This is a genomic window from Mesorhizobium sp. M7A.F.Ca.AU.002.02.1.1 (assembly GCF_003998535.1).
In the GTDB taxonomy this organism is placed as follows: Bacteria; Pseudomonadota; Alphaproteobacteria; order Rhizobiales; family Rhizobiaceae; genus Mesorhizobium; species Mesorhizobium ciceri.
Map to the genome: position 1 here is coordinate 1 of NZ_RZPB01000121.1, position 11566 is coordinate 11566.

The 11566-nt window shown below is 63.9% G+C and carries 11 protein-coding genes; 9 read left to right on the forward strand and 2 right to left on the reverse strand.

The genetic code is table 11. The annotated features are described in order from the left end of the window. Window positions 1-171 precede the first annotated feature (171 nt). From EN879_RS10450 to EN879_RS10470, 5 genes are all read left to right on the forward strand, one after another. Window positions 172-1452, forward strand: coding sequence for a TRAP transporter large permease (locus EN879_RS10450; RefSeq protein WP_013529044.1), 1281 nt, complete (start codon window positions 172-174; stop codon window positions 1450-1452). Window positions 1453-1556: 104 nt separating this feature from the next. After that, window positions 1557-2330: a FadR/GntR family transcriptional regulator gene (locus EN879_RS10455; RefSeq protein WP_063169450.1), complete on the forward strand. Its 774-nt coding sequence runs from the start codon at window positions 1557-1559 to the stop codon at window positions 2328-2330. Between the two features lie 22 nt (window positions 2331-2352). Further along, complete coding sequence (gene kduI, locus EN879_RS10460) at window positions 2353-3204, forward strand: 5-dehydro-4-deoxy-D-glucuronate isomerase (RefSeq protein WP_063169449.1); 852 nt, start codon at window positions 2353-2355, stop codon at window positions 3202-3204. Then, window positions 3201-3959, forward strand: a complete 759-nt coding sequence (kduD, locus tag EN879_RS10465; RefSeq protein ID WP_063169448.1) for a 2-dehydro-3-deoxy-D-gluconate 5-dehydrogenase KduD — start codon at window positions 3201-3203, stop codon at window positions 3957-3959. The genes kduI and kduD overlap by 4 nt, the downstream gene beginning before the upstream one ends. A gap of 66 nt (window positions 3960-4025) precedes the next feature. After that, the gene (locus tag EN879_RS10470) at window positions 4026-4361 is read left to right on the forward strand and encodes a cupin domain-containing protein (RefSeq protein ID WP_063169447.1); all 336 of its coding nucleotides are present in this window, start codon (window positions 4026-4028) and stop codon (window positions 4359-4361) included. Between the two features lie 271 nt (window positions 4362-4632). On the opposite strand, the gene EN879_RS10475 is transcribed toward EN879_RS10470, so the two are convergent. Then, window positions 4633-6054, reverse strand: coding sequence for a coniferyl aldehyde dehydrogenase (locus EN879_RS10475; RefSeq protein ID WP_063169446.1), 1422 nt, complete (start codon window positions 6052-6054; stop codon window positions 4633-4635). Window positions 6055-6502: 448 nt separating this feature from the next. Between EN879_RS10475 and EN879_RS10480 the strand changes: the two genes are divergently transcribed. Further along, the gene (locus EN879_RS10480; RefSeq protein WP_244514242.1) at window positions 6503-7165 is read left to right on the forward strand and encodes a sulfotransferase; all 663 of its coding nucleotides are present in this window, start codon (window positions 6503-6505) and stop codon (window positions 7163-7165) included. Then, window positions 7165-9006: a DNA helicase RecQ gene (gene recQ / locus EN879_RS10485; protein ID WP_063169445.1), complete on the forward strand. Its 1842-nt coding sequence runs from the start codon at window positions 7165-7167 to the stop codon at window positions 9004-9006. Before EN879_RS10480 ends, recQ begins: the two co-directional genes overlap by 1 nt. 276 nt (window positions 9007-9282) lie before the next feature. On the opposite strand, the gene EN879_RS10490 is transcribed toward recQ, so the two are convergent. Continuing rightward, a complete protein-coding gene (locus EN879_RS10490; RefSeq protein ID WP_063169444.1) occupies window positions 9283-10179 on the reverse strand; it encodes a LysR family transcriptional regulator in 897 nt (298 codons plus the stop codon). Between the two features lie 277 nt (window positions 10180-10456). On the opposite strand from EN879_RS10490, the gene EN879_RS10495 reads away from it, so the two are divergent. Both EN879_RS10495 and EN879_RS10500 read left to right on the forward strand, forming a co-directional pair. Continuing rightward, window positions 10457-11191, forward strand: coding sequence for an SDR family oxidoreductase (locus tag EN879_RS10495; RefSeq protein WP_063169443.1), 735 nt, complete (start codon window positions 10457-10459; stop codon window positions 11189-11191). A 74-nt stretch (window positions 11192-11265) separates the two neighbouring features. Further along, window positions 11266-11566 (forward strand): NAD(P)-binding domain-containing protein (locus EN879_RS10500; protein ID WP_164774372.1); only part of this gene is annotated, 301 nt, incomplete at its 3' end.

The window sequence follows — 11566 nt, forward strand, 5'->3', positions numbered from 1 at the left end:
ACATGGAACACGGTGATGCCGTCTCTCGCTTTCCCGGGCGGCGTCAGTTTCCTGCCGGTCATCCTGGGCGGCGCGCTTGTCTGCCTGTTTTCGCTCGAGCGGCTTGCCGGGCGGTTTGCCGGACTGCCGGTCGATGCCGATCAGTACGCCACGGGCGAGGAGGGTCTCTAGATGGCATTGACGGTTCTGTTCGGCACCTTCGTCTTTCTTCTGATCATCGGCACACCGATCGCCTTCTGCCTCGGTGTCGCCAGCTTCGCCACGGTTCTGGTGCTGGGGCTGCCGCCGCTGGTGGTGTTCCAGCGCCTCAACTCCGGTGTCAGCGTGTTTTCGCTGATGGCCATCCCGTTCTTCATCTTCGCCGGTGACCTGATGGTGCGCGGCGGCATTGCCGCTCGCCTTGTTGCGCTCGCCGGGGCGTTGGTCGGCCACCTGAGAGGCGGGCTCGGCCAGGTCAACATCGCCGCCTCGACCATGTTCGGCGGCATTTCCGGCTCGGCGGTGGCCGATGCCTCGGCGGTCGGCGGGCTGATGATCCCGCAGATGAAGGCGCGCGGCTACGGCGTCGATTATGCTGTCAACATCACTTCGGTCGGCGCCATCATTGCGCTGCTGATACCGCCTTCGCACAACATGATCATCTATTCGATTTCGGCCGGCGGCCGGATCTCGATCGCTGATCTGTTCACCGCCGGCATCATACCGGGCCTGCTGCTGGCGCTATCTCTGATGGTCACGGCCTATTGGGTCGCCAGCCGCCGCGCCTATCCGACCGAGCCGTTCGCCGGCTTCGGCAGGGCGCTGCAATTGCTCGTTGCCGCAATTCCCGGGCTGATCCTGATCGGCATCATCTTCGGCGGCGTTCGCTCCGGCGTCTTCACCGCCACCGAAAGCTCCTGCATCGCCATCGTCTATGCTTTCCTGGTGACCCTGCTGATCTATCGCTCCATGAGCTGGAACGACTTCGTCACCGCGACCACCGCTGCCGTGCGCACAACCGCAATGGTGCTGATGATCATCGGCTGCGCCGCCGCCTTTGGCTGGCTGCTGGCCTATCTCCGGGTGCCGGCCGCTCTGGTCGCCTTCCTGCAGTCCGTATCCGACAACAAGCTGGTCATCTTGCTGTTGATCAACGTCGTGCTTCTCATCCTCGGCACGTTCATGGACATGTCGCCGCTGATCATCATCACCACGCCGATCTTCCTGCCGGTGGTCATGGCCTACGGCGTCGATCCGGTGCATTTCGGCGTGATCCTCATTCTCAATCTCGGCATCGGCTTGTGCACACCGCCGGTGGGGGCAGTGCTGTTCGTCAGCTGTGCGATCGGCCGGATCCCGATCTGGACGGCGATGCGTTCGATCTGGCCATTCTATGGGGCGGCTTTCGCTGTGTTGATGCTTGTCACCTACGTGCCGGAAATTTCGTTGTGGTTGCCGCACCTGTTCCACTAGAGCAGTTCACGGGAACGGCGAACTGCTCTAACCCTTTGTTTTGACGCAATTCCGGACGGAAACCGTTTCACATTTTTCCTGGAATTGCTTTAGGAGACCATCACGTGTCCGCTGCATCCGCCGATCTCAGGGTCGAGAGAAAACCCAAGCTGTCGGAGACCGTCGTTGCGGCGATCCGCAAGCAGCTGCAGGCGGGCGAAATCCTGCCTGGCCACAAATTGCCGACCGAGGGCCAGCTGACCGAGACCTTCGGCGTCAGCCGCACCGTCATCCGCGAGGCGCTGGCCAAGCTTGCCGCCGACGGCCTGGTCGAGTCGCGTCAAGGCGCCGGCGTCTTCGTCACCGAGCATATCTCGACGATGTTCGGAGCGCTTGCCGCCGACATGGGAGCCAAGGATTCGATCGCGCTCAACGTGCTCGAGGTACGCTTGGCAATCGAGATCGAGTCGGCCGGGATCGCCGCTATTCGCCGCAACGCCGCGCAGGAGGCGGCGATCCAGGAAGCCTTCTTCGAATTCGAGCGGCTGCTGCTTGCCAGCGAGCCGACCGGCCCGGCCGACCTCGCCTTCCACCGCGCCATCGCCAGCGCGACCAACAACCCGTTCTATGTCGAGATGCTCGACGTGCTCGGCCGGCGCGCCATTCCGTGCGACGTGACCTCGCCCTGGTCGACCGAACTGGCGCAATCCGACAACTACCAGCGCGGGCTGCAGCGCGAACATCTGGTGATCCTCAATGCGATCACATCGGGCGATGCCGAAGCGGCGCGCGAGGCAATGCGCGCGCACCTCACAGCCAGCCAGCAGCGCTACCGCGAACGCCTGCATGCGCGGCAGGCTTTCTATGCCAGTTCGGTCAGGGCCGCCGCCGGCGAATGACCCATTTCAAGTCAGGACGAAAATGAGCCAGAGCCATACCGATTACACATCCCGCTTTGCCATAGACCCGGTTGCCGCCGCGGCGATGGGAACCGATGAACTCCGTCACAATTTCCACATTGACGGCCTGTTCCAGTCCGGCCGCATCAGCCTGACCTACACCCACTACGACCGCATGATCGTCGGCGGCGCCGTGCCGATAGGCTCGCCGCTCCAACTGGAGGCGATCAAGCCGACCGGCACCAAAGGTTTCCTCGACCGGCGCGAGTTGATCGCCGTCAACATCGGTGGCGTGGGCGTCATCACGACCGGCGGCCAACCTCATGAATTGCAGGCGCGCGACATGCTCTATCTCGGCATGGGCACACAGGATGTGTCCTTCGCCTCAGCGGATGAGGGGGCGCCGGCGAAGTTCTATCTGCTCAGTGCGCCGGCGCATCTGGCTCATCCCAGCCGGCTGATCCGCCTCAGTGACGCCAAGCGCCTCGATCTCGGCAGCAAGGATGCCTGCAACGAGCGTTCGATCTTCCAGTTCATCCATGCCGATGGCGCAAAGACCTGCCAGCTGGTGGTCGGCATGACCCAGCTGGCGCCGGGCTCTATCTGGAACACCATGCCTTGCCATGTGCATGACCGGCGCATGGAGGCCTATCTCTATTTCGACCTGGCCGAGACGGCGCGCGTCTTCCACTTCATGGGCGAGCCGGACGAAACGCGCCATATCGTCATGGCCAACGAAGAGGCCGTGCTGTCGCCGGGTTGGTCGATCCACTCCGGCGCCGGCACTTCCAATTATGCGTTCATCTGGGCGATGGCCGGCGACAATGTCGACTACACCGATGTCGACCCGGTGGCGTTGGGCGATCTGCGGTGAGCGACCCCTTCAGCCTTGCCGGAAAACGTATCCTGGTCACCGGCGCCAACACCGGCATCGGCCAGGGCATCGCCGTATCGATCGCACGCGCCGGCGGCACGGTGATCGGCGTCGGTCGCTCGTCGATGGACGATACGGCCAGAAAGATCGCAACGATGGGCGGGCAATTCGAGGCGGTGAGCGCCGATCTTGCCGACACGTCAGCCGCCGGCCCCTTGCTCGACCGCGTCTGGGACGAAAGCGGCCCGCTCGACGGGCTGGTCAACAATGCCGGCATCATCCGGCGCGCCGATGCCGTCGATCTCAGCGAGGCCGATTGGGACGACGTCATGGACGTCAATCTGAAGACGGTTTTTTTGCTCTGCCAAAGCTTTGCCAGGCGTGCCTTGGCCGCTGAGCGGAAAGGCAAGATCGTCAACATTGCCTCCGTGCTGAGCTTTCAGGGCGGCATTCGCGTGGCGTCCTACACCGCCTCGAAGCATGGCGTGCTCGGCATCACCCGGCTGCTTGCCTGCGAATGGGCGCAAAAAGGCATCAACGTCAACGCTGTCGCGCCAGGCTATATCGAAACCAACAACACGCAGGCGCTGCGCGCCGATCCCGACCGCAGCGCCGCTATCCTGGCGCGCATCCCGGCCGGCCGCTGGGGCGAGGCGGGCGACATTGGCGATGCCGCCGTCTTCCTGCTGGCGCCGGCGTCGAACTACATGCATGGCGCGGTGGTGCCGGTGGATGGTGGCTGGCTGGCACGCTAGGTTTTGACGCAATTCCGAACGGAAACCGTTTCACACTTTTCCTGGAATTGCTCTGAGGAGACGACGATGACCGCAAAGATCTTCGCGCATGCCGGCGAGGGCGCCTGGACGGCGACACCGGACGGCAACAGGCGCCGCATTCTCCTGCACACTGACGAGTTGATGCTGGTCGAATTCGGCTTCGACAAGGGTGGCGTCGGCGCCCTGCATTCGCACCCGCACGTCCAGGCAAGTTACGTCGCCGAGGGCCGCTTCGAGGTGACCATCGACGGCCGGAGCGAGATCGTTGGGACGGGCGGGAGTTTCATCGTGCCGTCGGGCCTGGTGCACGGGGTCAAGGCGCTCGAAGCGGGGCGGCTGGTCGACAGCTTTGCGCCGCACCGGGCCGATTTCCTCGGCTAGAGCATTTCACCGTTTCACGGAAACGGCGAGCTGCTCTAACTCTTTGTTTTGACGCAATTCTAGACGGAAAACCGCTTCACACTTTTCCTGGAATTGCTCTAACGAGGGGTAAGAGATCGAGCGGGAATGACCCGCACCCCAGAAAGAGGCGCGGGTCTGTTGCCTGGGCGCTTGTGGCGCCGCGGTACTCAAGACATCACCGCAGGATGAGGACCCTGCCGCACCGTGGTGAAGATAGTCTTAATGCACCGGGGCTGCGTAGCTCGGTCGGTCAGGTGATGTGCCGCAGGAGGCTGAAAAGCCGTTCGAACGTCTTGCCGTAGGGCGGGCGCAGCAGGCTTCCCGCGCTCAGCCGCGACTGCATGAAAACCCGTTTCTCCTTGCTGAAGGTGCGAAATCCCCATTCGCCGTGATAGGCGCCCATGCCGCTGGCGCCGACGCCGCCGAAGGGCTGGTTTTCCTGTACCAGATGCAGCATGCAGTCGTTGACGGTGACGCCGCCGGCAATTGTCTCGCGCAGGATGCGTTGACGGTTGCCGCTGTCGCGGCCGAACCAGTAGAGTGCCAGCGGGCGGTCGGCCCCGTTCACATGGGCGATCGCCTCGTCGATCCCGGTGTATTCTACGATGGGCAGCACCGGCCCAAAGATCTCTTCGCGCATCAGCCGCAGGTTTGCGCCGGCATTGCGGACCAGGGTCGGCAGCAACTTCCCGCTATTGGCGTCAAGTTCCTCGCCGGCCGGGTTGATTTCGGTGACATCGGCGCCGGCGTCACGCGCTTCAGTGACCATGTCGCGCAGGCGCTGGTGGTGCCGATCGCTGATGATGGCGGTATAGTCGGGGTTGTCGCGTAGAGTCGGGTAGAGCTTAGCGATCGCCGTTGCGAGCCTGGCAGCGACCGTGCCTGCTTGCCCCTTCGGCACCAGAAGGTAATCCGGCGCGATACAGGTCTGCCCGGCATTCAACAGCTTGCCGTAGGCAATGCTCGATACTGCCGCGTCGAGGTCGCATGACGGATCGAAGATTGCCGGCGACTTGCCGCCGAGTTCGAGCGTGACCGGGGTCAGGTTGGCGGCCGCGGCGATCGCGACCTGGCGTCCGACCGCGGTCGAGCCGGTGAACAGCAAATGATCGAAAGGCATCGATACGAAGGCCTTTCCCATCTCCGCGTCGCCGCTGATGACGCTGAGCTCATCGGGTGCGAAATGCTCGGCAACAAGTTTGGCCAGCAACGCCGAAAAAGCCGGCGTCAATTCGGAAGGTTTTATGAGCACGTGATTGCCGGCCGCGAGTGCCGCGATGACCGGCGCGACGGCGAGCTGGAAAGGATAATTCCAGGGCGACACGATGCCGATGACACCGAGCGGCTGCGGGATGAGGCGATTTCTGCCGGGCAGGAACGGCATGGTGGTGGCAACGCGGCGTTCGCGCATCCAGCCCCTGAGGTGCGACAGCGCGTGGCGGATGCCGGCACGTACGACGAACAGTTCCGCAAGACGCGTCTCATGCGCGGAACGGCCGCCAAAGTCGGTGTCGATGGCGGTGCAGATGTCGGCTTCATGCCGCTCGGTCAGCGCGAGCAGGCGTTTGAGGCGATCCTTGCGAACGTCAAAGTTGGGGAAAGGCTGCGCCTCGAAGGCGGCGCGCTGCAGGTGGAACCGCTCGCCGAGAACATTCTGTCTGGTCTGCAGCATCACGCCCTCCCTGGCTTGCCGGACGGAGCTTACATCGTGGTGCGTGGCGGAATCCAGCGGGGGTGCAGGTGTCCTAGGGGAAGCCGCTTTCGGATGTGCACGGCATCCGGCTGGCAGGCGCCGATGGCCGCATCAACGACAGGTTCCTGCAAAGGGGGCGTTGTGGTTGGATGACGGCTGCGCTACTCCAAAGCGTCACGCCAGAGAGTCGTCTTGACCGGTTTCCACATCCTCTCCAGTCTACGAAATTCCAGCCCGGTGTCCGCCTGATGCTGATGTCGGCGACGAGCATCTTGGCCATGGACCCCAAGCGGCGCGTTCCGCGCCGCGCGGCCCAGCGGAATTGCGGATGAAGGGCGCTCACAGGCTTGAGGCTGCGTTTGGAGCGGCTGCGCGAAGGGTTGTGCGGGAGTTTCTGCGGTTCGTGCCGCTGTCTCTGAGACAGCGCATGCAAAGACGCACATATGCACGCGCGACGCCCGCCAACAGAATTTTCATTTCGGGCTGCGCACGCAGCGGGACGACGCTGACACAGCGGCTGATGAGGTGTTTCGAGGACATTTTCGTCCATCCGCCCGAAGCGCGATACGCAATGCTGGACATGTTGGACCGGCCGGAATCGAACCTCGTCGTCAAGCGCGATGCGCGCGGTTTTGCGCATCTGGCGAAGCTACCGACCTCCATCGGCTTGATCTATTGCGCGCGCCATCCATTCGACACGCTGACAAGTTCGCATCCGCAAACACGCAACCAGCGTCGGTTCCACGTCACGCCGCAACGCTGGCTGACCGAATACGACGCGCTGATCCGGCTGAAGAAGGCACAACCGCACCGGCAGATCCTTTTCGTCCGCTACGAAGACATGATCGGCGCGCCCGATGCGCAGCAGGACAGAATCGCGCAGTCATTCGGACTGACACCGCGCATTCGTTTCAGCGAGGACCCGGACAATCCGATCCGGGTGGCTTCGTTGAGAAAATGGGAACGGAATGAAGAATTCAGGACCTATCTCGGCGGCCTGCCCCCGGCATTTCTCGCCCGCGTCCAGCGTTTCTGCGCCGAGTTCGGCTATGACATGCCAATAAGCACGCCGACCGTGGACGCGCGGTGATGCAGGCACCGGCGGCCCTCGCGACAGAAGAGCTGGATCCCAAGCGGCGCGTGCTGAAGGACGTGTTCGGCTTCGATGATTTTCGCCCCGGGCAGGCCGATGTCATGGACGCGTTGCTGGCCGGGCGTCATGTGCTGGCTGTCATGCCGACTGGTGCCGGCAAATCGCTCTGCTACCAGGTGCCGGCGCTTGTCCTGGGCGGGCTCACCATTGTCGTTTCGCCGCTGGTGGCGCTGATGCAGGATCAGGTCGCCGCCTTGCGGCTTGCCGGCGTGGCCGCCGATACGATCAATTCCTCGATCGACCGCGATGCCAATATTGCCGCATGGCGTCGCGTCGCCTCGGGCCAGACGCGCCTGCTCTATCTCGCGCCGGAGCGGTTGATGACCGAGCGCATGCTCGAGGCGCTGGCCAGGCTCGATATCAGCCTGATCGCCGTCGACGAGGCGCATTGTATCTCGCAATGGGGGCCGGCATTCCGGCGCGAATACGAGGACCTGTCGCGTCTGCGCGGCATCTTTCCCAGCGTGCCGATCATCGCGCTGACGGCAACGGCGGACGAAGGCACGCGCACCGACATCGAATCCCGGCTGTTTGCCGAGCGCGTCGAGACCCTGGTGCTGGGCTTCGACCGGCCGAACATCAAGCTTGCCATCGAGGCCAAGCAGGACAGCAAGCGCCAATTGCTGCGCTTCGTCGAGCGCCATCCCGGCCGCAGCGGCATCGTCTATTGCCTGTCGCGCAAGAAGACGGAGGAGATGGCGGCCTTCCTCGAGAAGAACGGCGTCACCGCGCTCGCTTATCACGCCGGCATGAGCAAGGAGGCGCGTGACGCCAACCAGAACAGCTTCATGACCTTGTCCGGCGTCGTCATGGTGGCGACCATCGCCTTCGGCATGGGCATCGACAAGCCTGACGTCGCCTATGTCTTCCACACCGACATGCCGGGCAGCCTGGAGGCCTACTACCAGGAGATAGGCCGCGCCGGCCGCGATGGGCGGGACGCCGAGGCGCATATGCTGTTCGGCCTGGGCGATATCCGCATGCGCAGGTTGTTCATCGACGACGAGGATGCGCCGCCCGAGCACAAGAGGCGCTCGCATGGCCGGCTCGACACGCTGATAGGCTATTGCGAGACGGCGCAGTGCCGCCGCCAGGTGCTGCTCGGCTATTTCGGCGAGGAAGCGCAGCCCTGCGGCAATTGCGACACCTGCCTCGACCAGGCACCGCGCGCCGATGGCGGAGCCGAGGCTCGGATCATCCTGACGGCGATCGCCCAGAGCGGTGAGCGTTTCGGTGCCGGTCATGTCATCGACATCCTGCTCGGCCATGAAACCGAGAAGGTGCTTGCCAGGAACCACCAGAGGCTCACGAGTTTCGGCAGTGGTCTGGCGCACAAGAAGGATTTCTGGCTATCGCTGATCCGGCAACTCGTCGCCGGCGGGTTCCTGATGCCGGATCCGGCCGGCCATGGCGGCCTCGCCATCGCCGAAAAGGGTCATGCGCTTGGCCGTGGCGAGGTGCCGTTCCATTATCGTGTCGAGGTACGCAGCCGCGCCTTGCGCGGCAAGATGCGCTCGGGGCAGGATCTCGGGCAGTCGGCTGTGGACACCGGGCTACTGGCCGCGCTCAAATCCTTGCGCCTGCGGCTCGCCAAGGAGCGCCAGGTGCCGGCCTATGTGGTGTTCTCGGATCGTACGCTGATCGACATGGCCGAGCGCCGCCCGCACGACCTCGACGCCTTCGCCGAAGTGAATGGGGTTGGGGCGGCAAAGCTCAAGGAATTCGGCCAGGTTTTTCTGAGTGCGATTGCCGAGCACCGGTCGGGTGAGGCGGCCTGAGGTCAGATCAGCGACTGGTCACGCGCCGTGAAGCAGAGGGATCTTCGGAGAAGGCATCCGTTCCGAAACCTCCTGTGCCGCCGCCGCCCATTCCTCCACCGCCCATGCCCCCCAGGGACCGATTAGTTCAACGTTTTCTGGCCGGCCGGTCGACAGATCAGGCCCAGACTGAGGCGTGCATCGACTTCATGGCCGAGCATTTGCAACCGCAATAGATGCCGCTGTCCGCTTGCAGGCACCTATCCACTGCAAGCGTCGCGGGCGACCCGCCGGGCGTCAGTCGCGCGATGTGGACAGTCCCGCGAGAAGCGGAGCGTAGGCGGCGAGCCTGCGGGATACGAACTCAGTGAAGAGCCGCACGCGCTTCGTCTTGCGTGTCTCCCCATGCGTGAGAAGCCAGAGCGTTCCGTACAGGTGCAGGTCGGTGCCCGGCACCCTCACCAGCAGGGGGTCGGCATCTCCGACGAAGCACGGCAGTGTCGTGATCCCGAGACCTTGCCGTACGGCAACGATCTGCGCCTCGGCGTCCGTGATCCTGAATGGAACTCCCGTGGTGCCAACCTCACCCGCGCTGGCCCACTCTGGAATTCCATGAACGCTTATGACGATCCACCGGATGGGATCAGGTGCGCCCGCACGCCACGCGGCCAGGCGATCGCGGGACATGTAGACGCCGCCAAACACCTCCGCTCCCTTCAGTCCGTGAAGATTGAGCGGCAGGTTTTTGCGGTCGTAGACGACGCGGATCGCCACGTCGGCCTCTCGGTTGGTCAGATTTGCCAGCTCGCCGGACGACAAGATTTCCATCTCGATGTCTGGATGCAGGTGCGCGAAATCGGCGAAGTCCGGCATGAGCAGGTGCGTCGCGAGGGGCGGTGCCAGCGTCACCCGCAGAAGTCCGCGTACGCTCTGGTCGCGCCCGAAGACGCGCGTCTCCAGCTGGTGCGACGACGCTTCCATCTGGTTCGCGAGCTCGAGGACCTCCTCGCCCGCAGCGGTCAGGCGGTAGCCCGAAGGCCGCTTTTCGAACATTTGCGCCCCGAGGCGTTCCTCAAGCTGTGCGATGCGTCGCAGCACGGTCGAGTGATTCACCCCGAGCTGCGCGCCGGCAGCCCGCACCGAGCCTCCGCGTGCGACGGCTAGAAAGTAGCGAACGTCATCCCAGTCGATCATGGTGCAATCCGGCACCGCGCGGTGCGCCTTCCAAAGCCCGTATCTAACACATCCTACAGCAGTAGGGGCGGGATATCGTGGCTTGTGTCGACAAGGGCGACGCTATTCCGAACGGCGGACACGGATCGTCGCGGGCTGGCGTCAATCCTGAAAGCGGATCGATTCTGCACCACCGATGTGCGCGCTTCCGCACTCACCGCGCGACCCCGGCGGGCCCATCTAGAGGTTCTCGGGGCGTCCCCGAACGACCAAAGACAGAGCCTGGAAGGATTAAGTCATGGGAAAACTGGATGGTAAGGTTGCGGTTATAACGGGTGGTGCCACCGGCATCGGCCTCGCCGCTGCAAAGCGCTTCATCGAGGAGGGCGCCTTCGTCTTCATCTTCGGCCGCCGGCAGGAAGCGCTAGACGCCGCTGTGGCCGAGCTCGGGCCCAATGCCCGCGCGGTGAAGGGCTCGGTCTCGGATGAGGCCGACCTCGATCGGCTCTACGCGGCGGTGAAGGCCGAGCGCGGAGCCCTCGACATCATCTTCGCCAACGCCGGGGTGGGAAGCCTGCTTCCGCTCGGCAAGCTCACCGCCGGGCACATTGACGAGACCTTCAACACCAATGTGAAGGGTACGATCTTCACGGTCCAGAAGGCGCTGCCGCTGATGGGCGAGGGCGGTTCGATTATCCTGACCGGATCGAGCGCCGGCACCACGGGCGCGCCCGCATTCAGCGTCTATAGCGCGAGCAAGGCGGCCGTGCGCAACCTCGCGCGGACCTGGGCGGAAGACTTGAAAGGCACCGGCATCCGGGTAAACGTGCTGTCGCCCGGGCCGACGGCGACCGAACTCGCGAAGGCAGCGATAGGCGAGGAGGGCTTGAAGGTCTTCGCCTCGATGAATCCGCTTCAGCGTATGGCCGATCCAGCGGAGATCGGGGCGGCGGCTGCGTTTCTCGCGTCGCCCGACAGCAGCTTCATGACTGCCAGCGAGGTCGCCGTCGACGGGGGCTTGGCGCAAATCTGACCCGCTACGCCCCGCCGTTCATTCCATTCGATATCCCGAGCCCGCAGGGCCTGGTAAACTGAAGGAGAGTATACATGAGCTACGCAATTATCGGCTTCGGCAAGATCGGCCAGGCTCTTGCCAAGGCATTTGCCCGCAAGGGCCTCGAAGTGTCCGTGGCAACCACGCGCGACCCGGAAAGCTTTGCATCCGACGCGGCCGCGATCGGACCCACGATCATCCCGAAAACACTGGCGGACGCCGTCAAGGCGGACATCATCTTTTTGGCTGTCCGCTTTGAATCGCACCCGGATGTCGCGAAGGCGCTGCCAAGCTGGGAAGGCAAGACGATCATCGACGCGACGAACGTGTTTCCAGTCCCCGAAGAGCTGGACG

Excerpts from the sequence above, each read along its gene's own strand:
- EN879_RS10450 (WP_013529044.1), top strand. The coding sequence starts at position 172 with ATGGCATTGACGGTTCTGTTCGGCACCTTCGTCTTTCTTCTGATCATC.
- kduI (WP_063169449.1), top strand. The coding sequence starts at position 2,353 with ATGAGCCAGAGCCATACCGATTACACATCCCGCTTTGCCATAGACCCG.
- EN879_RS10470 (WP_063169447.1), top strand. The coding sequence starts at position 4,026 with ATGACCGCAAAGATCTTCGCGCATGCCGGCGAGGGCGCCTGGACGGCG.
- EN879_RS10475 (WP_063169446.1), bottom strand. The coding sequence starts at position 6,054 with ATGCTGCAGACCAGACAGAATGTTCTCGGCGAGCGGTTCCACCTGCAG.
- EN879_RS10480 (WP_244514242.1), top strand. The coding sequence starts at position 6,503 with ATGCAAAGACGCACATATGCACGCGCGACGCCCGCCAACAGAATTTTC.
- recQ (WP_063169445.1), top strand. The coding sequence starts at position 7,165 with ATGCAGGCACCGGCGGCCCTCGCGACAGAAGAGCTGGATCCCAAGCGG.
- EN879_RS10490 (WP_063169444.1), bottom strand. The coding sequence starts at position 10,179 with ATGATCGACTGGGATGACGTTCGCTACTTTCTAGCCGTCGCACGCGGA.
- EN879_RS10495 (WP_063169443.1), top strand. The coding sequence starts at position 10,457 with ATGGGAAAACTGGATGGTAAGGTTGCGGTTATAACGGGTGGTGCCACC.